Here is a 24965-nt window from a genome sequence, read left to right on the forward strand (position 1 = left end):
TTCCGATTGGACAGGCAAATACTCGGGTCCATAACCACTCTGCGGAGGTAACAATGAAGAAAGTGTCCCTGGCGATCCTGATTTCCCTCGGTGCCGTAACGGGTGCAGCCTATGCGCAGGACAACGGCGTCATGATGAGTACCGATCCGGCCAAGGCCGCCGACGTCGAGCAACGCGCGCAAGAGTTGCAAAACCGCCAGCAAGCAATGGAAAGCGCACCGGCTATGCCGGCAAAACATCACAAGATGGCTCCCCATCATCATAAGAAGGCCGCCAAGGCCGACGCCGCCAGTTCGTAAGCGTAGTTCGCAACATCATCCGCAGCCCTGCCGCGGAGATGAAAAGCCGAAGCCGGCACCGCCGGTTTCGGCTTTTTTGTTGTCTAATGAACTTGCTGCAGGCTCGCTGCGCCCGGCTGACGTTATGCTAAAGTCGCGCACCGACCGGCGCCCGCCGGAATCCCCCTAACCTGTGCGCACCTTGGTGCGGAGGACAGCATGAGCAACATTCAGCTAGATATCGAATGGACTGAAGCGGCATCCCGCAAAATCGAAAAACTGATGCCGCGTGGCGGTCAGGAAGCGTTCCTCGCGCTGCCGCCCGTCGAATGCCTGCCGATGGAAGGCGACGTGCTGTTTCTTGGCCCGAACGGCAAGCAACAACCGTTTATCGTCGCAGAGCGCCAGTATCACCACGACGGCGATGCGGACTGGACCATCATCCTGATCCTCGACGTCCCGCAAGCCACGCACTAAAGATAAACGGCGAGCACCGCACGGGCCGGATCCGGCCTGGCAGTTCGCTCGCCGTTGTCCGGCTTTTCCTACCCGGCAGTTCACCTCAAAAGCGCTCAGGCGATCTTCGACACGACCCGAATTTCCGCGTGTTCGACCCAATCCGCCGCGGCTTTCTTGTAAGCCGCAATGTGTGCGGACGCAGCGTGCGCCGCCAACGCTTCCTTGCTGGCCCAACGCTCGACAAACACGAACCGGCGTGGCTCCTGCACGTCACGATGCAGATCGTATTGAAGCGCGCCCGGCTCCTCGCGCGTTGGCCCGACGATGCCTTCCAGCGCTTTGCGCAACTGCTCCTCATAACCCGGCTTTGCCACCGAGATTGCGACCACGGCGATTTCAGCCATGCCTGTCCTCCGTTGTTTCAGGAAAAGCAGCAGCATACCCGCCCCCCGTCAAACCTGCAGGCGGCCACGCGCTACCTGCAAACATGCACGGCGGCAGTTGGATTACCCGGATGCAAGGCAAACCGCGCGCGTGAAACGTCTGAGCACCGTCCTTGCCTGGAGTTTGGCGGGCGGCCACTTACCGCCCTGCTACCCTCGGCTTCATACGCGTGATTGATTCCATTTGAAAGGATCGGTCCTGCGCAAGGCGAACGCGCGCGAAGCTCACGCGCAACGCCCACGACGCCAGAGCCAAAGCCGCGTTACCGCCCGTCTGCCAGGCACCCGGCCAACTCTTGCGTCTGTGATAACCCGCACATTCATGCAAAGTGCGAACTGATAGACTGATTTTGACAAATCCCGCCGGAGTCCCGCATGGCTGGCATTGCTCTCCGCGTTCCCGGGCCGTACCCACCTTGCCCTACCAACGCCTGGGCTGTGCCTCCGTTGCGCGCCGAATCTGTTCGCGCGCCCCGTCACCCGCTTGCCGCGATGCCGTCATGCCCGCTCTCATGCCCGCCCTTATGCCCGCTCTCATGCCAACCGTCAGCGAATTGACCCTGCGCGGCCTGCTCCCGCATCTGGTCCGGGACGAGTCCGGCTGGACCGCGACATGGCGCGCGCTGACCCTGCATAGCGTGTTCCAGCCGGTGCTGTCCGTCACGCATCAGTGTGTGGTCGGCTACGAGGGGCTGTTGCGCGCGTTCGATCCGGTCGGCCTGCCGGTATCGCCGGAGGTGCTGTTCTCCGGCACACGTTCGGCCGCCGACGCACGCGAACTCGACCGCATCGCGCGTTGCCTGCATGTGGCGAATTTCATGGAACAAGGCATCAGCACCGGATGGCTGTTTCTGAACACGCGTCCCCAGGTGTTCGAAACCGGCTGGCCGCAGCGGACCTTCATCGACGAACTCTCGGCGCACTTCGGCTTGCCGCAGGAGCGCATCGTGATCGAAGTACTCGAGCAACCCGCCGACGATGAATCCGCCGTCGCCAGCATGCTCGCCGCTTCTCAGCCACGCGACTTCCTGATTGCGATCGACGACTTCGGCACCGGTTTTTCGAACTTCGACCGTGTGTGGCGCTTTCGGCCCGACATCGTCAAGCTCGACCGTTCGCTGGTTGCGCGAGCGGGCAAGCGTGAAGGCGACGATTCGATGATCGGCCATCTGATCGCGATGCTCCATCAGTCCGGCACGCTGGTGCTCGCCGAAGGCGTCGAAACTGACGAAGAATTGATGATTCTGATGCAGGCCGACGTCGATTTCGTGCAGGGTTTCTGGCTCGGCCAGCCACAGAGTTCAGTGCAGGCGGCATGCGCCGGGGTGCCGGCGCAGATCGAGTCGATGTGGGCCAAGTTCGCCGCTTATGAACACGCCCACGCCGGCCACCAGCGGCTCGGCTTCGAAGGGTTCGCCGAAGCCGTACTCGCCGCCGCCGACACGTTCAAAGCCACCGGCGATCTGCAGCAGGCGGCGCAAAAGATCTGGCATCTGCGCGAGGCGCGCCGGGTGTTCATCACCGACGGCCAGGGCGAACAGACTCAAGCGTCGATCTCAGCCGCCTCGGTGCCGCCGCCCCCGTCGCGGCTCGCACCGCTCTACACCGATACGCGCAGCAACTGGTCGCGGCGATCCTATTTCAAGCACGCGCTCGCCGCGCCGGGGCGCGTCGCGATGATGGGGCCGCACTATTCGCTCGCGGACGGCCAGGACTGCTATACGGCGGCAATCGCGTTCGAGCGTAACGGCACGCATGTGCTCTGCGTCGACTTTGTGCCGGCGACGTCGGCGGCCGATACGCGTTCTGGCGGGCGCGCAGGCAAACGCTGAGCCTGCCCCGGCTGCGCTCAGGCCTCGCTGGCCGCAGCCCCTTTTATCCTCTTCAGTCCTTCTTCAGTCCTCTACGCGCCCGCGGCCGGATTTGATCTCGCTGCGCTTCGCCTTGCTGTCGAGACGACGCCGATTCGAGGCGCGCGTGGGCCGGGTTGCGACACGCGGCTTGCGTGTCACGCTGACGCTTTCGATCAGTTCATCGAGCCGCGCCAGCGCGGCCGCGCGATTCATCTCCTGAGTGCGGTGCTCCTGCGCCTTGATGATCACCACTCCGTCGCGCGTGAGCCGATGATCGGACAGCGCGAGCAGGCGCATCTTCAGCACCTCCGGCAACGACGAGGCCTGTACGTCGAAGCGCAGATGGATGGCACTCGAGACCTTGTTGACGTTCTGACCGCCCGCTCCTTGCGCGCGCACTGCGGTCAATTCGATTTCGTTCGGCAGGATTGGATAGCGGGATGTCATGACAGGATTGAGCTGGGAGATGCAAGTGTACACAGTGCGCAGCCGATTCCGGGCTATGCGCTATCGGGCGGCGGCCACCGATGCGAAAAACCATTTGCATCGGCACAGCCAGTTCGTTGATACTGCGGTTTTCGCTTACAGCGTAAATTTATATGAAACTCCGTCCGGGTTTTGTTCTGGAACTGGCCATCAACTTTCTGTTGCCGTGGCTTGCTTACCGCTTTGCGTTACCGCACCTGGGCGAGACCGGCGCCCTGATCGCCTCCGCCGTGCCGCCAATGGTCTGGAGCGTGATCGAACTGATGCGCTTCCGACGCGTCGACGCGCTCAGCGTGATGGTCGTGGCAGGCATCGTGCTGTCGATCGTGGCCATGGCGCTGGGCGGCAGTCCTCGCATGCTGTTGCTGCGAGAGTCGCTGGTGTCCGGCGCGGTAGGCGTGGTGTTTCTGCTGTCGTTGCCGCTGCGCCGCCCGCTGATCTTCTATCTCGCACGCGCCACCGTCGCCCGTGAGATGGAAGGCGGCGCCGAGCGCTTCGAAACGTTGTGGCGCGAGCGGCCGGGCTTCGTCAGCGCAATGCGGCTCATGACGCTGGTATGGGGCGTCGGCCTGACCGGCGAAACAGCGCTGCGCGCTTGGATGGCGCTCACCTGGCCAATCGAGCGCTTCCTGGTGGTCTCGCCGTTCATCGGCTATGGCATTTACGGCGGCCTGGCGCTTTGGACCGTGTGGTACCGCAAGGCCATGCGCAACCGCGTCGAGACGCGCACACAGCCGGACGGAATCGCGGGCTGAACATGGCGGCCCGCCCGCGCCACGCTACCGGGCCGCGCGCCACGCCTCCGCAATTCGCGCGGCCAGACCGGAGTCGCGCTGCGTCGGCGTCGCGATAGCCTGCAGCAGCACGGCGCGCGCACCGATCACCTCCACCCGTTCACGCGCGCGCGTAATCGCCGTGTACACGAGTTCGCGCGACAACACGCGGCTGAATGCCGACGGCAGCATCAACACCGCATGCTGGAACTCCGAGCCTTGCGACTTATGAACCGTGAGGGCGAATGCCGTATCGTGCGGCGGCAGCGCCGCCGGCGACACGGCTCGCAGACCGCCGTCACCCGTGCGGAAATACACGCGCAACGCGCCGCCCACGCCCGGCAGTGCAATCCCAATGTCGCCGTTGAACAGACCCAGCGCATAGTCGTTGCGCGTGACCATAACGGGCCGTCCGGCGAACCACTGAGCGCCCACCGCCAGCGTCACACCCGCTGAGCGCCGCACCTGCGCGGCCATCGCGGCATTCACCTGATCGACGCCGCGTGGCCCCGAACGCGTCGCGCACAGAATTCGAAAACGGTTTAGTGCATCGAAGAGCGGCAATGGGTCTGGCGTATCGGTGGCTAACGCTTCAGCAAGCGCCTGCGCATACGCCGCAAAACCTGCGGCAAGCCGTGTGACCGTGCGCTCGGCGAGGCTCACATGGGTGTCTTCGTACAGCGCCGCTGCACAGGGTTCGGCGGGGTCGATGCGCAGAGCGTCGAGCGCGACGCCCGCCGCGCCGTTGCGAATCGCGAGCGACAAACGGCCGATCGGCGATTCGAGGCCAAATCGATAATTGCGCTCGAGCCAGACGACGCAGTCGGCGAGCGGGTTTTGCGCAAGCGCAGCCGATGTTGAGGCCGAGCCTGATGCTGATGCCGCAGCCCCTGCTGATTTCGCAGACGACGGCACTCCGGCATCCGGCTCGGCAACATTCGCCAAGAGATCGCCGCTGGGTGGTTCATCGAAGGCGCCTTGCGCATCGGCTTCGGCGAACAGATCGTCGGGCGGCGCATCGAAAATGTCCGGCTCACCCGCGTGTGCGAAAAGCCCGTCATGCCCTTCGTCCAATCCGCTCGATGGACCCGGCAGCGCCTGCGACAACTGCGCCGCGTCAATGCCAAGCGCCCCGGCGATCCGCTGCAGTCCGTTTTGCGTAAAAGCGGGCCGCGCGCTGAGTTCGGCAAACACCGCACCGGCCTCGACGGCGGCGAGCTGGTCCTTGTCGCCCAGCATCACGAGACGCGTCTGCGGGGCAATCGCATCGAGCAGATGCGCCGCCATCGCGACGTCGATCATCGACGCCTCGTCGATTACGACAACGTCATAAGGCAGCGGATTGTCGCGATGATGCCGGAAGCGCCCGCCCGGTCCTGACCCGAGCAACCGATGCAAGGTGTACGACGTCTGCGGCAAGCGCGCCGCGAGTTCGAGCGGCAAATCGCCGGCACGGGCAAGCAAGGCTTCCTGCATCCGCTGGGCGGCCTTGCCGGTGGGCGCCGCCAATGCAATCCGCAGATCGGCCCGCGCGTCCAGCAGACACGCAAGCACGCCGACCACGGTAGTCGTCTTGCCGGTGCCCGGGCCGCCGCTAACGATGGTCAGACGCCCGGACAGCGCCATGACTGCCGCGACACGTTGCCAGTCGACCTCGTCGTCCTGCGGTGCGCCGAAGTAGCGCAACAGACGTTCGTGCAACGCCTGGGCCGTCGTGTTCGTGTTCGCGGTTGGGGCCGTGTCCGCTCCTGCGCCGGAGCGCCCGTTCGCTGGCGCATTGGGATTGGCATCTCCCGCAGCGCCCGCAGGTTCGCGCGCCCTCACCTCCCCCACCTGGCCACCGCCCGCATGCACAACCAGCGAGCGCGCGAGGCGCCGCTCGTAGTCGTAATAGCGCGCCAGATACAGCCGCCCTTGCCCGTCGATCACCAGCGGCCGCAACGCCGCCGCGCTCTGCGTGCCATCGCTGACCATACCGCTTGCGAACAGCGCCGCGCGCACCTCCGCGCTCGACCCATCGAAACGCCGCGCCAGCACGCCAAGCGGCAAACACACGTGCCCTTCGGCAGTCGCACGGCTCGCGGCGAAGGCGGCCCGCGCCGCCCACTTCACCGACTCGCCCGACGCACCGCCGCGGCGCGCCAGCGTGCCGATGCGGCGCGCGAACCCTTCGGCAAGCGCGGTGCTGAAGTCGGCCGGCGCGGGTAGATTCACCCCGATGTCATCGAGCGCCGGCTGTGCGGAAGCGTCCCGCTCGAGCGTGCTCATGCGACACCTCCGATCATCGCCGCGTCGAGCAGCGCCACCAGTTCGAACGCGGGGCGCCGTATATGCACGCCCGCTGCCGCCCCGTCGCCGTCGCGCCACTGCGGACGAACGCCGCGCACGAACAGATAGAGATAGCCGCCGATATGCGTGTCGTATGTGTAATCGCGCACCCGCGTTTTCAGATAGCGATGCAGCGCCACGGTATAGAGCAGCGCCTGCAGGTGATACGCGTGGCTTGCCATGGCCGCTTCAAGCGGCGCCGCGGCGTAGTCGGCGGCAGTGTCGCCCAGATGATTCGATTTCCAGTCGACGATCCAGAAACGTCCGTCGTACTCGACGATCATGTCGATAAATCCTTTGACGAAACCGCGCAACACGCCGGGTTCCAGCGCCACATCGGGATAGCCGTATTCGATCAGCAGTTCGCGCAACGCCGGAAAATCGAGCGAAGGCGCGGCAAACAGAAATTCGAGTTCGTTCAGACGCCGCTGCGGATTCAGGTTGGCAAGCGCCATACCGGGCACGAGCTCGGTGCTCACGACGTCCGCGATCAGCTTGTGCATCATGGCAGGCAAACGTACCGCAAGTTCGGGCACAGCCGGCGCCGGGCGCTCGCGCAATGCGCCCCGGATGGCCTCCGGCCACGTCTGCGGATCGGTGAAATCCGCGAGTTCGAACATGCGGTGCAGACAGTCGCCCGCCGCCGCGCCGCGCGGAAAAGCGAGAATGTCGTCTTCCGCATAGGACGGAGCTTGCGGCACCAGTAACGGCACAGGTGCGAGCACGTCGGCGATCTCGTCGTGATCGGGCCGCACTTCTTCCACCCGCGTAGGCGCCTCCTCGGCTTTGCTGCCGGCGGCGATCAGGCCGCTGAAGCTCGCCATGCGCCACTGATCGCGCAACGGCTGCCGGTTGGCACGCGCCTGCATTCGCGCGCCGCTATCCTGGAGGCTTTCCAACGGCACCCGGCGCCCCACTTCCGGCAACGGCTGCAACGTGATCGAGCCGCCCGCTAGCGCCCGCCATCGTTCGGCCACGGCGGCTTCGTCAGGCGGATCGGTGAGCCAATCGTCAAAGCTGTGGCCGCTGCCGCCCACCAGCCAGTTCAGCACGCTGCGGCGAGACTCCTTGGTGGAGCGCGACGAAAGATAAGTCCCTGCAACCAGATAGCAGCGATACACCGCGCGTGTCAGCGCCACATACACGAGCCGCGCCCGCTCCGCCGCCTGCTCGCGCACCGCGTCACGTGACGCGCGTTCGGCCTCTTCGTCGTCGCAACCGTAGTGCAGCACGGCGCTGCCCGTTTCGTCGTGATATTCGCGCGCATCGGGCAAGCCCGAGGATGGCGGCTCGCGCAGCGCGCCGTCGTTCAGAAACGGGCAGAACACAACCGCGTATTCCAGTCCTTTCGATTTGTGGACGGTGACGATCTGCACGAGGTTGCGATCCGACTCGAGCCGTAACTGCGCGTCTTCGCCACCACCTTGCGTGCGTTGCGCGGCGAGCCAGCGCAAAGTCGGTGCGATACCGGGTTGCGTGGCAGCACGTGCCTGCACGAGTTCGGCCAGATGATTCACGTTGGTCAGACGGCGCTCGCCGTCCGGTCCGGCCACCAGCCGTTGCGCGACTCGCAACTCGCGCATCAGCGTGCGCCACATCAAGGCGAAGCCGCGCTCGTGCCATAGCGTGCGATAGCGTGAGAAACGTTCGACCCAACCCATCGCGTCTGCGGCATGCGCGGGATCGTCGGCGGGCGCCGGCGCGTCGGCGACCTGCTCGAGACGCCACAGCGCGGCGGCGTCGAGACCCAGCCAATCGGTGGCAAGCGCGGCGCGCAGACGTCGCAGATCGCCCGGCGTATCGACCGCGGCCAGCACGCGCTCGATCTGCTCCGCGTCGAGCGTCGCGAACACCGAGGCCTGCGCCAGTTCGACGCTGCCGACACCCCACGACGCCAGCACACGCTTGATCAGACTGCCCTGTTTATGCGTTTGCACCAGCACCGCGATATTGCCCGGCGCGAGCGGCATGTCGCCGATCGTTACCGATCCTTCGCGCGCACCGCGCAGGAGCCGCACGATCTCGGCCGCACACGCTTCACTCGCCGCGCGTTGCGCTTCGCGCTTGGTCAACGCTGCATCGCCTTGCGGCAAGGTCCAGATGCGGAAGTCGCCCGCGCCTGCATCCGGTTCGGAGAAAGGCGCACGACGCCGCTCGCCGGCCCGCACCGGTTGATAGTCGAGACCATCGAGCACGAAAGCCTGGGGATTCGCTTCGAATAGCCGGTTGCAGGCCTCGACGATCGGCGCGGTCGAACGCTGATTAACCGCCAGCGTGTAGCACGCCGAAGCCGCCTCGCGCGCCGCCAGATAGGTATGCAAATCCGCCGCGCGGAAACTGTAGATCGCCTGCTTCGGATCGCCGACCAGAAACAGTGGCCCGGTAGGCGCGAAGATGCGGCTGAAAATCGCGAACTGCAACGGATCGGTATCCTGAAACTCGTCGATCAGTGCGGCCGGATAACGTGTGCGCAAAGCATCGGCAAGCCAGGGGTTGGCCGCGAGCGCCCGATACAGGTTGGACAGCAGATCGTCGAACGACACTACCCTGCGCGTGCGCTTGCGCGCCACCAGTTCGGCGGGCGCGTAATCGAGCCAGGTTTCGATAAGCGCAAGCCAGCGCGCGCGTTGCGTGGCTTCGGCCGCGACCACGGCCGCAGCCAGTGCCTCGGCGTGCTCGAAGAACGGATGCCCGGGCGGCTCGAACTTGACCTTGGTGGCCTTCTTCAACGCCGACGCGGTCAGCTTCAAGGCCGCTTTCGACGGCGGCGCATGGCAATCGCCCTGCGCGAAGTATTCGGTCCACGCCGCGATCGCGGCACTCACGAGATCGGGCTTATGCGAGGTCTTGCTCAGACGGTCCTGCGCCTGTCCAAGCAGGCTCACGATCGTGTCGCGCTCCGCCTGCCAGATTGCGCAAGCTGTATCGAAACGCGCCTGCGGATCGGCGTCGTTGCCGCCGGCATCGACCTTGCCCCAGCGTAGCTGCGCCAACGGCTTCTTCAAACGCCGCGCGAGTTGCTCGTCGAGCGACGCGGGACCGGCGCGTTTGGCCACGAGCCATGCCGCGAACGCGGGATGCGCATAAGCCACCGGTTCCACCTGCTCGCGCCAGAAATCGGCTGCCATTTCGAAACGCAACGCAGCGTCGTCGGCTTCCATTTCGAACGCGAACGGCATGGCCGCGGCGAACGGCGCTTCCTGCAGGGCCCGTTGACAGAAGGCGTGAATGGTGTGAATCGCGGCCTGGTCGAACGTGCGCAGCGCGCGGCGCACGACTTTCAACGCGCTCTCTCGATCAATGCCTCGCTCCGGCGCAAGCGTAGTTTCGAAGAGACGCTGGATAAACGGATCGCCGCCGTCGTCGTCCGTATCGATCGCCCGGTCCAGTTCCGCGAGCCGCCCGCGAATCCGCTCGTGCAACTCCGCGGTCGCCGCCTTCGTAAAGGTTACGACCAGAATCTGATCGGCATTCAGGTTCTTTTCAAGCAGCAGCCGCACGTACAACGCGCAGATGTTCCAGGTCTTGCCGGTTCCCGCCGACGCCTCGATCTGGTTGACGCCCTCGAGCGAACAGGCAAAGACATCGAGCTCTTGCGCAACCAGCGCGTGATGATGAACGGTGCCGCTCATGATGCGCTCCGCAGATGCTGGAGGAGCGGTTTGAATACGATCGAGGCAAGACTGCCGAACGGCTCGTCGAGCGTCAATGGCGTGCCGCGCAGCGCGATGCGCAAAGCAGGGTCGTCGCATTCGCCGCGCACACGATCGTTGATCCACACGCCCTGCGCCGCGGAATCGCTCTCGCTGACCTTCACCCATGCGCTCTTCGGGAAAAAGCGCAGCGGCAGCATGCGCCCGGCCCTGAACAGCGCGGCAAGCGGCGCCAGTTCGTCGAGCGGCGCGGCGACCGGCGTGAGCTCGAAGCTCTCACCGCTGCCATGCCAGACCGTGCGGCGTGGGCCGTTCGGCTGCGCCGCGCAATAAACCAGATGCGCGAGCCACGCCGACAGATAGTCGCGCGCGGTAGCTTTGGCGTAACGGAAAATCACTTGTCCTGTTTCGGTCAGCAAATTCAAGGTGCCGTGAAGTTGCAGCGGTGTTTCGGCTGCTTTGCGGAGCGCCGCGTCATGCGGGCCGAAAAGCGTATCGGCGATGTCAGCGCCAGCGGGCCAGCGCGGCTTGATATCGAGCACGAATGGCAACCGCTCGACACCCGACGCGACTTCGCGGCGCACGCTATCGGCGAGTTGGCGTAGCGCGCCGAGTTCGCGCGAGCGCCATACCGCGCCGGTCGCGCCACCCGGCAATTCCGGGCTGGCCGCGGCGACGCGGCGTACCCGCTCAAACATACCGTCCTGGTCTTCGGCGCCGCTGTCCAGCAGCACCGGCAGGAGCCGCTCCGCCAACGCGTCACGACCGGCCCAGTCGAGTTCGAACGGCTCCGTATCGAGCAACTCGCCCTGCGCGTCCGACAACACAATACCCAAGCGGTCGCGTAACAATGCACGCGCCGGATGGCGCCAGAAACGCACGAATTCGTCGAAGGCAACGGAGGCCGTGTCTTCAGCGGGCAACGGTTGATCGAAAAACGGCGCAGCAGCCGGATGCTGCGGCGCGGCCAGCAAACTGGCCAGTTCCGCGCGATCCATGTCGTAAGTGAAGAGGCCGCGCTGCGACGAGAAATAGTCCGACGCGAACGCCTGCAGCGGGTGATCGATGATGAAGGCATGCCGCGCGGTCTCGATTTCCGCGGGACTCGCCCCTTCCCCCGCCGACACCTGGGCCAGGTGGTCGAGTAATTCGTCGACCAGCGCGGCCGGCGGCAACGGTGCATTGTCGCGAATGCTGCGACCGGTATAGGCGATAAAGAGCCGGTCGCGCGCGGCCAGCAGCAAGTCGAGGAACAGATTGCGTTCGTCGTCGCGGCGCTGCCGGTCACCCGCTTTACCGAACGCAGCCATCAGGTCGAATTCGTCCGCGCGGGCGAGACTCGGCAACACGCCGTCATCCATGCCGAGCAGACAGACAATGCGATAGGGCAAACCGCGCAAGCTGGTCAGCGACGAAAACGTCACGCTCCCCCACGGCACGCCGCCGCGCGCGGGATCGTCGAGCGCCTCGGTGAGTGCGCCGCGCACCACGGTGGCAGGCAACCCGACGTCTTGCGCGCCCGCCTGCATCGCGTCGCCCATCTTGTCGATCGCGTCGCGCACCGCCGCCAGCGAATCGGCAAACTCCACGCCGCCGTCAAAACACTGCGCAAGCGTTTCGAGCAGCAATTGCGCCCATTCGGCAGGGGTCTGCTCGACCGCGCAGCGCTGCGCGAAGCTTTCGATATCGTCGACGAAACGTGACAGGCGGCCGAGCAGCTCGGCATCCGAGCCATCCGCGCCTTCAACGGGCAACCAGGCATCGACCGGCTCGCCGCCATCCGGCATCGCATAGCCGAGGTATAGCCGGGTCAGCGCGTCGGCGAACGTATGGCGCGCGACCGGCACGTGCTCGCCCGTCGGCTCGCCAGGCACCAGCCCGCGCCGCGCACCGGCTGCCGCAAGCCACTCCTGCGCGGCTTCCAGCGCACCGGCATCGATCCCGTAACGCGCGGCGATCGCATCGACCCTCAGCCATTCGATCAGATCCGGTGCGCCCACGCTACGCTCGGGCAAGGCCAGCCAGTCCAGCAGCAAACGCGCGACCGGATTGGCCTGCGAAGGCGGCAAGCCGGTAATCCGGTAGGGAATCCGACGCGTGTCGCCAGGCGGCGCGGTGCCGAATACCGCATCGATCAATGGCCCGGCGGCGGCGAGATCGGACACGGCAACCAGCACATCGGAGGGCTGCAGATCGTCGAACTCGTCGAACCATCCGAGCAGGCGGTCGTGCAGCACTTCAAGCTGGCGCGACAGGCTGTGGCATACGTGGACTTCAATGCCGTTTTCAATCGGCAATTCGTCGGTGTCCGTTTCCGCGCGCAGCTCGAGGATGCCGTTCTGCACGGCGGCGAGCCAGCTCGGTTCCGGATTCTCGCTGAACTCGCCCGTTTCACCGGATGCGGCGCTCTCGGTCAGCTCGTGCAACATGTGCAGTTGCGCCTGAGTCTGACGGCCCCATTCGGCCAGCAACGGATGACCCACCTGCTGATAATCGAGCTGGCCTGCGGCGTCGAGTGCTTCGACGCGGCCCGCGCTGACCACGTCGAACCAGAACTCGCGGCACGGGTTCAACACATACAGCCGCACGTCGACCCAGCGCGAAAGCGCTCGCAATAACGCGACGTGCAGCGGCGGCATGGTGGGCAGCGCGAACACGCTGACCGCTTCCGGCCACTGCGCGTTCGAGATGGCTTCCAGATCGAGCGTGCCGATTTCCTCGAGAAAGCGATAAGCCGGCGGCAAAGCGGCCGCGGGCGTTTGCGCGTTGCCTGCCACTTCGGCGAGCACGGCGCGCCACAGTGCAGCTTGCCAACGCTCGTCTTCACGCGCCGCCTCGCTTGCGCCGACAAGACGCGGACCGGTATCTCCCGCGGCGCCGCTCGCGAAGATCGAACCACCCTTCTGCCATTGCAGCAGCCATTCCGGGCGATAGGTCAGATAGTGGTCGAGCACGGTGGCCACACGACGCGCAAGCTCGTAGCGCATCGACGCATCCGCCGCATCGAGATACGTACGCAGACGCGGCGAGGCATTCCACGGCAAAGCTTCGTCCGCTTCGCCCAGCAGCCGGTAGCAGCGCCAGACGAGCCGGTCCGGCGCGAACGGCGAATGCCTGGGCACCTCGATCACGCCGCCGATTTGCGCCCACAGCCATTGCGCGAGGTAACCAAAATTGACATTCGCGCAGATACCCTGGCGCGCCGCGATGTCGAGCTCGAGCCGGCGGCGCACGGCCGCGCTCGGGACGATCACGGGCTGCGCGCGCCAGGGGTCGGACGGCGCTTGTGCCAGGTCGTCGAGCAGCGCGCCGACAAGGGTTTCGTAGCGGTTCGAGTAGAAGAGCTGGAGCATGGATCCTGGGGAAGCAGGCGGCGCGAGCGGAACGCCCCCGGCCGCGACAGATACTGAAGCGACAGCATAACAAACGCGCCACCAGGGCAGAACCTGGCCGAACGGACGAGGTCAGATCAGGCACAAAATCAGTTAGACTCGACGGCAAGTTTGGGTCTGCACCAGGTCCGCCCCGGGTCGGCCTTTTCAACCGCGTTTTCTCAGTGAATGGAATTCAGGCAGTCGATGCGCTATTCGGTTGAAATAAAAAAATTCCTTTACAGCCAGTACTTTTATGGCGGCCTGCGCATCGCAGTCGGCGTGTCGTTACCAGCCATCCTGTGTCTGATCGTATTTCACGATCGCGACCTCGGCTTCACGATTGCGACCGGCGCGCTCGGCGCATGTGTGGTCGATATGCCAGGCCCGCTCAAGTACAAGCACAACGAGATGCTGGCGTGCACGGTGATCGGCTTCCTGTCCGCGCTCGCCACCGGTCTCGCCACGGTCAACTCGGTGGCGTTGTGGTGCACGGTTGTGCCGCTCACGTTCGTGCTCTCGTTGATCGTCGTGTATGGCAACCGCTGGCCGCAAATCAGCTTTGCCACGCTGTTCATGATGGTCATGACGCTGGAAGAGCATTTCACGCCAATGCAGGCGCTCGTCAATGCGTCGTGGATTCTGGTGGGCGGTCTCTGGTACACGTACTGGTCGACTTTCGTCAGCCGCTGGATGATGCATCGCATCGAACAGCAGGCGCTCGCCGAAAGTGTGTTCGCGTGCGCGGACTATCTGCTCGCGCGCGCCGCCTTCTACGATCTCGATAACGATCTCGACGAGTGCTATCGCAATCTGGTCGACAAACAGATCTCCGCGGTCGATCGTCAGGATGCCGCGCGCGACATCGTGCTGCGCAATCTGCCGAAGCTGAAGACCGGCCGGCTCGAGCCGCGCCGGGCAATGCTGTTCAATCTGTTCATCAATACCGTCGATCTGCACGAGCTGTTTGTCGGCACGCATGTCGATTATTCGCTGGTGCGCAACACGTTTGGCGGCTCCGATCTGCTGGTGTTCTACCGCGATCTGATTCGCAAATCCGCGGCCGATCTCGAAGAAATCGGCCTCGCTGTACTGCAAAACCAGCCGCCGCGTATTCGCATGAATGTCAAAGCCGAGCTGCGCGCCATCGAGTTCGAGATCGACCTGATGCGCAAGCAGGACCTGCCGGGTAAAAATCCCGAGGCGTATTCGGCGATATCGTCCACCTTCCGGCGTATCTGGAGCGCCACGCGCCTGATCGACAAGATGCGCAAAAGCCTGTCGAGCGATCCGGGCGCGAGCGGGACCGAAACCGAATTGCGCCTCGACCAGGCGCTTTCCCGCTTCGTATCGAGCCGCCGTGTGCCGTTCGGGCAGATCTTCTCGAATCTGACCATGGCCTCGCCGAGCTTCCGCCATGCGCTGCGCGTGACGATTGCGGTCGCGGTGGGTTTCTGGCTCGGCCGCCTGCTGCCGCTCACGAATGCCTACTGGATCGTGATGACTACGGTCATCATTCTGAAACCGGGCTATTCGCTGACCAAACAGCGCAACGGGCAGCGGATCATCGGCACGCTGATCGGCTGTGCGGCGAGCATTGCTTTGATGATTTTCGTCAAGGAGCCGCACATCCTGCTGGTGGTGATGTTCGCGTCGATGGTGATGAGCTACAGCCTGTTGCTGTTCAATTACACGGCGAGCGTGGTGTTCACCTCCTCGTACGTGCTGCTCATGTTCCATCTGCTCGCGCCGGGCAGTATGCGCATCATCGGCGAACGCGCGATCGACACAGTGGTGGGTTGCGCAATCGCGATTGCAGCAAGCCACTTGTTCCCCTACTGGGAATACCGGCTGATGGGCAAGCTGGTCAACAACATGATCAATGCCACCCGGCAGTATCTGGAAGCGAGCTGGTGGTGGAGCGGCAAGCCGGCCGCCGCGGTGGTGGCCACGGTAACGGAAGCCGGTGCATTTGCGCCCGCGGCGGCCATGGCTGATCCGGCGATCGATTTCGGCAAGCCGGTGCGCGCGGTGGCAAATGCTGGAACAAGCGCTGGAGCAAGCGCTAAAGCAAATACGAGCGACAACGCGGCACTTCAAGCCGGCTCAGGCACCGCTGCAAACATGGGTGCAACCGCCGCTGCCAACGCGAATACCAATGCGAACGCCAACCCGGGTTCAGGCGGCGCCGCCGCCGTCAGCAGCGCGAGCACCAAGCCGGCCGGCGGGGCATCCGCTGCCGCGGTGGCTGCTGCAACCGCGCTTGATCGCGATTATCGCTACCGGCTCGCGCGCAAGAACGTCCACGTTGCGTTTGCCAATCTGGGCCAGGCGTTCCAGCGCATGATGCTCGAGCCGAAGTCCGCGCAGAAGTTCGTGCCGGAACTGAACGACCTGCTGATACGCAGCCACGTGCTCGCCTCGCAGATCACAGCGGCCGCGCCGTTGCTGCGCACCTCCGCGCAGCAGGCCGACGGTGTCTCGCTACAGCCATTGCAGCGCGCGCTAAGCGTGGTCCGCGACAATTTGACCGAGGCCGAAGCGGGTAGCGCATCGGCCGCCGAGCAGGGCGAACAGATCAAACAATTGATGCGTGAGCTGGATGTGATGGTGGTCGAGACGGAGAAATCGCCCGACTATTCGGCGGACGCCGTGCATGACATGAAGTTGCTCGCCCATCAGTGCAAGCAGATGCTGACGGCGTCAGCGCAGATTCGCAAGGATGCGAGCGTGATCCGGCTACCGGCGGAAGCGTGACACGAAACGGGCCGTGATAACGGCCCGGGCTCGTCGTGCGCCATACATTCAAAACAGGCTTTCAGCGCCAGCCGGCAATCAACACCGCACGAGGCGGAAGCTCCGCCGAACCAGCCGCGGCGGCGGATCGTCGATCGATCGCGTCGTCTGTCTTCATCCGTCTTATTGCGCGGCGCCGCTCGCGGGCTTCGCGGTCGTTGCCGCGGCAGCCGCCGCGTCCGAGGAAATCGTCGGCTCCGGTGCGTTCTGACGGTCGAACTCACGCTTTTCCGTGATGGCGTTGTAGAAGAGCGTGGCGATCACCAGCAGTACCGCGACCACGATGAAAATAGCAATGCCAAAAGTCGGGTTCTTCTTGCGCGGCGGTTTGTTCATGAGGCGGGCTCGGTTCGCGAGGCAGTCGCGGATAGTGTCGGGAAAGGCGGCATTCTACGCCCACTGAGCTTGCGCGTGGCTTGCGGTCAACGGCCCTCCACTACCGCCGAGGGCCGCACCGGGAGCGCCGTCGAGTACTTGATCTGTTCCATCGCAAAACTGGAACTCACGTCATACAGCGGCACGGCACCGATCAATAGCTTATAGACGCGATCGTAGTCGTCGATATCGGACACCACCACGCGCAACAGGTAGTCGGTTTCGCCGCTCATCCGGTAGACCTCCACCACCTCCGGAATGTCCTGCACCGCACGCGTAAAGGTCTGCGCCCAGGCCTCCGTGTGCTGGTTCGTTCGCACCGCCACGAACACGGTCGTGCCCACGCCGAGTTTGCGCGCGTCGCACAGCGCCACCTGGGCGCGAATCACGCCGGTCTCTTTCAGACGTTGCAGCCGCTTCCAACATGGCGTTTGCGACAGATTCACACGCTGCGCCAGTTCGGCGATCGGCATCGTTGCGTCTTCCTGCAACAGTTCGAGCAGCTTCCGATCGATGATATCCATTCCCATCATCACGCCCCTATAGGAAATTATTCTACTTTTAAGACTGTGGGTGGAATTATATGGAAACTCTTTCTCCAGGCAAACGGGTATAAATATCTCTGTCAAAAAATAGCCGATAAGCAGCCATCCAGCTGCACAGCGATCATGAGCCAAGACCCCCGTTCAACCCCCGTCGCCCATTCCTCCGCCCACGCCACGCAGTTTGCCGCTGCGCACGAAATGCCCTCGTGTGCGCCCCGCCCCGCGCCGCTCGCACACCTGTGCGAGGCGCTCGATGCAATGTTCGAAGCCTGCGTGAACTTCCCCGAACCCTCGAATTCGACCTTCTTCGCGCGCAGCATGCGCATCGCGCTTGCCGAAGCCGCCGCGAACCCCGCCTTGCTCACCCCGGCGCAACGCGAAGGCTCCGCCGAAAACTACCGTCGCCATCTGCTGGCCGCCGACCCTCACGGCCGCTATGCGATCGCCGCGCTGGTGTGGCTGCCGCGCCAGGCAAGCCCGGTGCACGCGCACCATACCTGGTGCGGCTACGCGGTGCTAGACGGCACGCTGAGCGAAACGGTCTTCGAATGGAACGGCGCACAGCATTGCGCAAGCGCCACCCGAACGCAAGCCCGTAATAGCGGCGCCGTGTCGTTTGTGCGTGGCGGCAGGAGCGGCATTCACCGGCTCGGCAATTGCAGCGACGCGCCCGCCGTCTCGCTGCATATCTACGGCGTCGCGGGCGCCCAGATCGCCACGCACGTCAATGACATTGTGCACACCGCTCAAGCACCGGCGCTCGTCTGAAACCGGCATCGGGCTTACTCAGCTTTTACCGCCCGCGTCACCAGCGGTCGGAATCTGCGGCGGGATCGGCGCGGTCTGCCCGGTCGGCGGCGGCGCCGGACGCGGTTCGTGCGACACGTCGCGGGCCGCCGCCACGGCAGCGTGCGCGGCACGCGCCGAAGCGCCTGTGGCGACATGCACGTGTTCAGATCCATGTCCATGCCCATGCGCAAGCTCATCGTCCGGCAAAGGCTGCCCTTCACTATCTTTCGATGACGTGTACACACGCATCTGCGGCACGGGAATCTCGATGCCGGCCTCGTCCATCTTGCGCTTGAGCCTCAGATTGAAAGCGCGCGCCACGCTCCATTGCTGCAACGGCCGCGTCTTGATCTGCCCTTTTACGACCATCCAGTTCGGATCGAAACGGTCGAGCCCCCACACCTCGATCGGTCCGAGCATTTCGCGCCGGTAGCGAAAGTCGGCCATCAGGTCGGCGCCGACTTCGCGAATCAGTTGCGTGATCTGATCGACATCGGTCGAGAACGACATCCGCACTTCGAACACCGCATAGGCGAAATCGCGCGACAGGTTCTTGACGATCTTGATCTGTGAAAACGGAATCGCGTGAATCGCGCCTTGCCCGTCGCGCAAACGGACCGTACGGATCGACAGATGCTCGACCGTGCCCGCATGGCCACCGTCCACGTCGATCCAGTCGCCGACCGAAATCGTATCTTCGATGATGATGAACAAGCCTGTGATCAGGTCGGTCACGAGCGACTGCGCGCCGAAACCGATCGCGAGACCAATCACGCCGGCACCGGCCAGCAGTGGCGTCACATTGATACCCAGATTCGCCGCGGTGACGATGCCGGCAATCGTCATGATCGACACCAGCAGCACGTTGCGCAGCAACGGCAGCATCGTGCGCGCCCGCATGCTCGGATTGCGCGATTTGTTGCGCAGACTACCTGGATTGAGCGTTTCGGTGATCGCGGTATCGACAAGAATCCACAGCAGCCATGAAATGAACACGGTTGCGATGATCGCGGTCACGGCATGTGCAATCCCCCGCGCCGCAACATTTTCCTCCACGACTTCCGCGAGCGACACACCCCACAACCGCGCCGCCAGTTCAAAGAAGAGCAGCCAGATGAACAGCGTGAGCAGCGTGCCGCAAAAGCGCAGCAAGCGCGACAGATAAGGCGAGCGGCGCCGCGCGCGCGGGCTGCGCGGGCGCGTCACGCGCAGCACGACGGCCGAGAGGAAAAATGCCAGCACCAGCAACAGCGCGGTCACCACCGAAATCTGCAGCACGTTTTCGCTGGAACCCGAGCCGCCGAGCGTGGCGACCACCGACGCGGTGGCTAGCACCAGCACCGGCACATGCCAGAGCGAGGCGAGCACGTCGAACGCGTCGGTCGCGGCCTTATGGTCGTTACGCTGCTCATAAGCGCGGTTGCGGATCAGATGCGCGACGGGCCGGCGGAACGCCAGCGCGAAATAGCCGGTGAGCACGGCGGCGGTCATGTTGGCCGCCGTCGAAATCAGCGCGGCGAGATTCGATCCCAGTTGATGCTCGACGTCGTAGTTGACCGCCGCATCGCCGAGCGCGGCGCATATGCCCACCACGAACAGCACGCGCCGCGCGTGATCGAGCAGCAGGCGCACGGCAACTCGCCGGTGCCCCGAGCCGAACAGCGAAAACATAATCAGACAGATCGCCGAAAACACCGCGCCCGCGACAATCGCGTAGGCCACCACCATGCCCAGCGTGCGGCCGAGCTCATCGGGCATGGCGCGCACGAACAGCAACGCGGCGAGAAAGGCGACGATCCACGGCCCGACGCGGCGCAGTGCGAAGATCAGCAATTCGCGCGTGGTGGGATTCGGGTTGAGCCCCAGAACGATGCCGAAGCGCCGGTACAGCCGGTGCTGCAGGTAGATCAGCGCGCCGGCGCACGCCCCCCAGCCGGCCAGCATGGCAATCATCGAGAAGACAATGCGCCCGAAGCTCTCCTGCCCTTGACCCGAAATGATCGTGTAGAGCTCGTTGCCGGCCGCGTTGAAGCGCCCGCCCCAATAGCGCACCGGCGTGCGGCCTTGATGCACATCGGATTCGAACGACGCGATGCCCGACGCGATGGCTCCGAGCAAGCCCGGGCTCGGTTGCGCGGGCGCGGGCTGCGCGACGTTTTGCGAGACATCGCGCAGCTTCTTGAGCTGGGCGACGAGCGCGCTGCGCTGCCGGTCGTTGTCGAGCGTCGAGATCACGCTGTCGAGCGAGCGCGCCAGTTCCGCCTGGCTCGCAGGCGACGGCGCGGAGGCCGCATCCGCGGCGGAGGCGCCCGAGGCGGCAGACGCCGGGGTCGCTGTCGCGCTATTGATCAGGCTCTGTAAAGCCGGAATGACAGGCGTGCCGGCGCCGGCAGCCTGGGCAACGGCGGGCATCCATCCGATGCAGAGAATCAGCGCGACGCAAACCGTGGCCGCCCACGCGCCGAGCCACGCCGCAACGCGAGCACGAACACCGCGTCCAGCGCCGCATTCGATCTGATTGAAATGAAATTGAAAGGCGGCGCGAGTTGCCGGTTGCCCGTCGTTAGACGGCGCAGCCCCGGACTCACGCCGCAATCGGCATGACTGCATGGCGATCCGTAAGAAAACGGGAGACGCCAGTGTAGCCGCAGTTTTACCGCAGGCAACCGAACATGCGTAACCGATTGTTAGGACGCTTGCGCAAATGCGGACATTAACGGGCCGCCCAGTCCGCCGGGCGGCCGCTACGATGTATGCAGTGGGATTACGCGCGCCACGAGCCGCGCGAACTCCATACAATGCATTAACGCTCAGTAAGCCACCGTCGCGATCTGACGGACAAAACGGCCCTGCTCCAATTCGTCGACGAAGGCGATCGCATAGTCTTCCGCGGAAATGCGGCTATTACCCTCGGCGTCGGCGATAAGCGCGTTCGCGCCCGTGCGGAACTTGCCGGTGCGCTCGCCCGGAGCGATCAGCGCGGCCGGCGCGAAGAAAGTCCAGTCGAGATCGGTGATGCCGCGGTAGTAATCGAATGCATCGCGGTGCGCCAGTGCGACCGCCTTGTACGCGTCCGGGAAGCCTTCCGTGTCGACCAGTTGCTTGCCCGGCGCGACTTCGAGCGAGCCCGCGCCGCCCACCACCACGAGACGCTTCAAGCCCGCTGCGCGCACGCCGTCGACCAGCGCATGGGTGGCCTTGCTCACCGCCGCGGAGTCGTCTTTCGGCGGCGCGTACGCGCTGGCTACCACGTCATGACCGCGCACTGCGGCGCTGACGCTCGCGGCGTCGAGCACGTCGGCCTGCGCAGCCGTCACGTTCGCCAGATCCGCCGGCACGCGTGCCGGATTGCGCGCCAGCGCCGTCACCTGATGCCCACGGCGAGCCGCTTCTGCGGCGATCCGCGAACCAATCATGCCGGTGGCGCCGAACAACGCGATCTTCAACTGTTTGCTCATTTCGATACTCCTGGTATGTAAGCTAATATGTAACCACATTGATTACATATATTCCGGAAAAAAGAGGGGCATCAGCCCCCGTCCATTCTCACGCGCGCGTCTCGACTACTTCGCGCGCGCCCTTCTGTACCGCTTCTTTGCTACGTTATCCGTGCGAACGCCGCTTACGTTCGCGCGCCCGTTCGGCGCGCACCACGTCGGCAGTGGCGTCGGCAAGTGTGCGCGCGCCGAGCGCCGCTTCCATGGCCTGCTGCGCTTCGTCGATGATACCGCGCAGCACGACCTGAATATTACGCCCCACCATGCATGCCGGATTCGGCTCCTCGCGATGCATGGCGAACAATTGCGCGTCGTCCACTGCGCGGTACACCTCGAGCAGGGTAATGCTTTCGGGCGCCCGGGCGAGCAGCGCGCCGCCGCCCGCACCGAGTTGCGAGGCCGTGAGACCCGCGTCGGCCAACATGGTCAGCAGACGCCGGATCAGCGCAGGATTCGTATTCACGCTGCCCGCAATCATCTCCGACGAAAGCGGCACGCCCTCCTGCAACGACAGCAGCGCGAGCACGTGCACCGCAAACGCAAACCGGCTACTCGTATTCACAGCAAACCTGCCCGGCAACGACAATGTGTAACCATAGTAATTACATTTAATCCGGCTGTCAAATGGGCGGCTGCATGGGCCGTCCTCTCACTTGTCCATCTGCTTTTGCGCATCGCTGGAATCGCCCGATGCCGACGAGGAAGCCGAGCCGGCCGCCGCCGACGCCGAACTTTGCGCCGACCATTCCTGCAGCTTGCGCCCGGCTGTCTCGAGGCCCTGGCCGGTCAGCGCCGCCGCCTTGCCGAGTTGCGCATTCGTGGCGCTCGCCGCGTTTTGCAGGTTGGCTTGCGCGCTCGATGCCAGCGCAGCGGGATCGATCTTGATCGACGGCGCGGAGGCTGCGGAATCCAGATTCTGCTGCGCAGTTGCCTTGGTCGCATCGACCTGCTGGCCAACGTAGCTGGCTGCCTGATCGAGCTTCTGACCGGCGGCTTGCGCCGCATCATTGAGCTTGCCGGCGACCTGATCCGCCGACGCATCATTCTTTTGACAAGCCGTGAGGCCGCCGAACACGAGGGCAACAACGGCGGCGCGGCGCAACAACGGTGAACGAATGGATAAAGTCATATCTGTATATGCTGTGTATGAGCCGCATCGAGCGGCTTTCGCATGCGAAAACGCGCCCATGATACGCCGTTGCGCGGCGGACCCGCTCATCGCGCCGCATGTCGCGTCGCGCCCCGCGCGCCTCGGTGCGGCCGCATGGGTCTTCTAGGACGGCAGTTCGCTCGCTGGAAACGTGAGTTTCACGAGCAGACCCTGGCCGCCGGGCGCATCGTCGAGCGAAATCGTGCCTCTGTGCGCCCGTACGATCTCTCTCGCGATGGCAAGCCCTAGCCCACTGCCCTCTTCGTCGGACGCACGAAAAAACGGCTCGAATGCGCGTTCACGCAATGCCGCGGGAATGCCGGGCCCGTCGTCGAGCACATGGATGCTGACCAACCCGTCCGTCTGACTTGCGCCGATCGTAACTTGCGTGCCTTTGGGCGAATACCGGATCGCGTTGTCCAGAAGGTTCGACAGCACTTCTGAAAGCAGCGTCTCGCTCCCCGTCACAAAGAGAGGCGCGGCAATGGACACGACCAGTTCGATACCGCGACGCCGCGCAGCAAGCGCGAGTTTCTCGAGCGCGCGTGCCGTGACTTCCCGCACGTCGACCACTTCGCCTTCGAACGCCGTATAGTCGGCCGCTTCGGCCTGCGCGAGCATCAGCAACTGGTTAATCAGCGAAACCATCGCCCGGTTGCTGTGGTGCATGGCCAGCAGCGTTTCTCGCACGTCCTCGAGTTTGCCCTGACGCCGCGCGTATTGCAGCTGGGTCCCGAGCAGCGTCAGCGGCGTGCGGATCTGATGCGCGGCATCGGCAATGAAACGCCGCTGGGTCAATGCCTGCCGTTCGATAATGTCGAGACAGGCATTGAAAGCGGCGATCAGCGGATGCAACTCGGCATGGACATCCGTCGTATCGATTCGAACCCGCGTGAGCGATGGCTGTGCGGCGAGGCCTCTTGCCAGTCTTTCGAGCGGCCGCAACTCCAGGGTCAGCCCGACACATACCAGCACCATCGCCGCGGCAATACTGCTGACGATGTACGCGAGTTGCGGTTTCCACAGCGAGGCGACCATCGCATCCCGCGCGATCTGCGTGCGCCCAACCGACACCACGACGTCGACGATCCTGCCGGCGTCGTACATCGGGCGCTTTAACGTGACGGCGCGTATCGGCATCTGCGAAACCTGCGCGTCATACCAGTCGGGCGAATCCGTGGGACGCACCGGCGGAAAATCGGAGGTCCCCGCGATCACGGGGCCGCCCGCGATCTCAATGCGATAGAACACCTGATCGCCCTGCGGCGTGCCGACGATCTGGATCGTGCTGGGCGACACGGAGGCGACCAGATCGTTGCCGCTCCAGCGCACGTCGGCCGCCATCACGCGGGCGGCGGCCAGCAGCGCGGCATCCTGCAGCAGATCGGCGGTGCGCCGCGCGTTCGCATGCGTGAGCCAACCCGCGACGAGGCCGAATACCGTCATCGGCACAATGACCCAGAGCAGGAGCCGCGCGCGCAGGCTACGCTTGCGGCTCTTCATTTTCCAGCAGGTAGCCGAGCCCACGCAGCGTGATGATGGCCGCCGTGCTCTTCTCGATCTTCTTTCTCAGGCGCGACACGTAGATTTCGATCGCGTCGCCGCTTGGCGGCGCATCCTTATCGGTCACGGCCTCGGCGAGCACGGCCTTCGATACCGTGCGCCCCGCTTGCAGGATGAGCGCTTCGAGCACGGCATGCTCACGCGGCGTAAGCGACAGCGCGTCGTCGTCGACGAAGAACTGGCGGCGGTCCATGTCGTAGAGCAAGCTGCCGCAGCGGATACGGTTCGAGCGCGCGGGCGCGTGCCGGCGCGCCAGCACCTTGATGCGCGCCACCAGTTCGCGGTCGTCGAACGGCTTGACGACGTAATCGTCGGCGCCCTCGCTCAGGCAGATCACTTTTTCGCCGACATCGCCCGTGGCGGTCAGGACCAGCACGGGCGTGTCGTTGGCATGCTGGCGCATGCGGCGTAGCAGCGCCTTGCCCGACATGCCGGGCAGGTTCAGATCCAGCAGCACGACGTCGTAGCGCGCGTCGCGCAGCAACGCCTCGGCGATTTCGCCGTCGAGCGCGTGCTCGACGAGGAAACCCTCGTCGGTCAAGGTCTTCGACACCCAATGCGCGAGTTGCCGGTTATCTTCGATCAGCAGAAGTCTCATTGCCCAAG

General features: G+C 64.6%; 19 protein-coding genes. 6 read left to right on the forward strand and 13 right to left on the reverse strand.

What is annotated here, in order from left to right:
* Positions 1-53: 53 nt before the first annotated feature.
* Together GH665_RS12950 and GH665_RS12955 are read left to right on the forward strand one after the other, a co-directional pair.
* Positions 54-299, forward strand: coding sequence for a hypothetical protein (locus GH665_RS12950; protein ID WP_028199747.1), 246 nt, complete (start codon positions 54-56; stop codon positions 297-299).
* 198 nt (positions 300-497) lie between these two features.
* On the forward strand, positions 498-755 hold the full coding sequence (locus tag GH665_RS12955; RefSeq protein WP_153136195.1) for a DNA-binding protein: 258 nt from the start codon (positions 498-500) through the stop codon (positions 753-755).
* Between the two features lie 95 nt (positions 756-850).
* On the opposite strand, the gene GH665_RS12960 is transcribed toward GH665_RS12955, so the two are convergent.
* Positions 851-1141 carry a putative quinol monooxygenase gene (locus GH665_RS12960; protein ID WP_153136196.1) on the reverse strand — a complete coding sequence of 97 codons (291 nt, stop codon included), beginning with the start codon at positions 1139-1141 and terminating at the stop codon, positions 851-853.
* Between the two features lie 575 nt (positions 1142-1716).
* Here GH665_RS12960 and GH665_RS12965 point away from each other — a divergent pair.
* Positions 1717-3012 carry a sensor domain-containing phosphodiesterase gene (locus GH665_RS12965; protein ID WP_153136197.1) on the forward strand — a complete coding sequence of 432 codons (1296 nt, stop codon included), beginning with the start codon at positions 1717-1719 and terminating at the stop codon, positions 3010-3012.
* Between the two features lie 63 nt (positions 3013-3075).
* Here the strand turns inward: GH665_RS12965 and arfB are convergent, their stop codons facing one another.
* Positions 3076-3480, reverse strand: coding sequence for an alternative ribosome rescue aminoacyl-tRNA hydrolase ArfB (gene arfB / locus GH665_RS12970; RefSeq protein WP_153136198.1), 405 nt, complete (start codon positions 3478-3480; stop codon positions 3076-3078).
* Positions 3481-3632: 152 nt separating this feature from the next.
* Between arfB and GH665_RS12975 the strand changes: the two genes are divergently transcribed.
* Entirely contained in the window at positions 3633-4274 is a 642-nt protein-coding gene (locus GH665_RS12975; protein WP_153136199.1) for a VC0807 family protein, read from the forward strand.
* Between the two features lie 24 nt (positions 4275-4298).
* Here the strand turns inward: GH665_RS12975 and GH665_RS12980 are convergent, their stop codons facing one another.
* Genes GH665_RS12980 through recC form a run of 3 tightly spaced genes read right to left on the reverse strand, consistent with a single transcriptional unit; the run spans position 4299 to position 13626 of the window.
* Complete coding sequence (locus GH665_RS12980) at positions 4299-6560, reverse strand: AAA family ATPase (RefSeq protein ID WP_153136200.1); 2262 nt, start codon at positions 6558-6560, stop codon at positions 4299-4301.
* Complete coding sequence (recB, locus tag GH665_RS12985; protein ID WP_153136201.1) at positions 6557-10252, reverse strand: exodeoxyribonuclease V subunit beta; 3696 nt, start codon at positions 10250-10252, stop codon at positions 6557-6559. The genes GH665_RS12980 and recB overlap by 4 nt, the downstream gene beginning before the upstream one ends.
* Positions 10249-13626: an exodeoxyribonuclease V subunit gamma gene (gene recC, locus GH665_RS12990; RefSeq protein ID WP_153136202.1), complete on the reverse strand. Its 3378-nt coding sequence runs from the start codon at positions 13624-13626 to the stop codon at positions 10249-10251. Before recC ends, recB begins: the two co-directional genes overlap by 4 nt.
* 225 nt (positions 13627-13851) lie before the next feature.
* Between recC and GH665_RS12995 the strand changes: the two genes are divergently transcribed.
* Positions 13852-16401: an FUSC family protein gene (locus GH665_RS12995; protein ID WP_153138427.1), complete on the forward strand. Its 2550-nt coding sequence runs from the start codon at positions 13852-13854 to the stop codon at positions 16399-16401.
* A 162-nt stretch (positions 16402-16563) separates the two neighbouring features.
* On the opposite strand, the gene GH665_RS13000 is transcribed toward GH665_RS12995, so the two are convergent.
* Together GH665_RS13000 and GH665_RS13005 are read right to left on the reverse strand one after the other, a co-directional pair.
* Positions 16564-16776 carry a hypothetical protein gene (locus GH665_RS13000; protein WP_153136203.1) on the reverse strand — a complete coding sequence of 71 codons (213 nt, stop codon included), beginning with the start codon at positions 16774-16776 and terminating at the stop codon, positions 16564-16566.
* A gap of 86 nt (positions 16777-16862) precedes the next feature.
* Positions 16863-17345 (reverse strand): Lrp/AsnC family transcriptional regulator, encoded by a 483-nt coding sequence (locus GH665_RS13005; protein WP_153138429.1) that lies wholly within the window; start codon positions 17343-17345, stop codon positions 16863-16865.
* 213 nt (positions 17346-17558) lie between these two features.
* Between GH665_RS13005 and GH665_RS13010 the strand changes: the two genes are divergently transcribed.
* Positions 17559-18128 (forward strand): cysteine dioxygenase family protein, encoded by a 570-nt coding sequence (locus tag GH665_RS13010; RefSeq protein ID WP_153138431.1) that lies wholly within the window; start codon positions 17559-17561, stop codon positions 18126-18128.
* 18 nt (positions 18129-18146) lie between these two features.
* On the opposite strand, the gene GH665_RS13015 is transcribed toward GH665_RS13010, so the two are convergent.
* The 6 genes from GH665_RS13015 to GH665_RS13040 all read right to left on the reverse strand — a co-directional run bounded on the left by GH665_RS13015 (position 18147) and on the right by GH665_RS13040 (position 24957).
* The gene (locus GH665_RS13015; protein WP_153136204.1) at positions 18147-20759 is read right to left on the reverse strand and encodes a mechanosensitive ion channel family protein; all 2613 of its coding nucleotides are present in this window, start codon (positions 20757-20759) and stop codon (positions 18147-18149) included.
* Between the two features lie 200 nt (positions 20760-20959).
* The gene (locus GH665_RS13020) at positions 20960-21607 is read right to left on the reverse strand and encodes an NAD(P)-dependent oxidoreductase (RefSeq protein WP_153136205.1); all 648 of its coding nucleotides are present in this window, start codon (positions 21605-21607) and stop codon (positions 20960-20962) included.
* A gap of 145 nt (positions 21608-21752) precedes the next feature.
* Entirely contained in the window at positions 21753-22208 is a 456-nt protein-coding gene (locus GH665_RS13025) for an Rrf2 family transcriptional regulator (RefSeq protein WP_153136206.1), read from the reverse strand.
* Positions 22209-22295: 87 nt separating this feature from the next.
* On the reverse strand, positions 22296-22775 hold the full coding sequence (locus GH665_RS13030; RefSeq protein ID WP_153136207.1) for a BCAL1086 family glycoprotein: 480 nt from the start codon (positions 22773-22775) through the stop codon (positions 22296-22298).
* Positions 22776-22919: 144 nt separating this feature from the next.
* The gene (locus tag GH665_RS13035) at positions 22920-24299 is read right to left on the reverse strand and encodes a sensor histidine kinase (RefSeq protein WP_153136208.1); all 1380 of its coding nucleotides are present in this window, start codon (positions 24297-24299) and stop codon (positions 22920-22922) included.
* The gene (locus tag GH665_RS13040; protein ID WP_153136209.1) at positions 24280-24957 is read right to left on the reverse strand and encodes a response regulator transcription factor; all 678 of its coding nucleotides are present in this window, start codon (positions 24955-24957) and stop codon (positions 24280-24282) included. The genes GH665_RS13035 and GH665_RS13040 overlap by 20 nt, the downstream gene beginning before the upstream one ends.
* Positions 24958-24965 lie beyond the last annotated feature (8 nt).

Source organism: Paraburkholderia agricolaris (assembly GCF_009455635.1).
GTDB classification, from domain to species: Bacteria; Pseudomonadota; Gammaproteobacteria; order Burkholderiales; family Burkholderiaceae; genus Paraburkholderia; species Paraburkholderia agricolaris.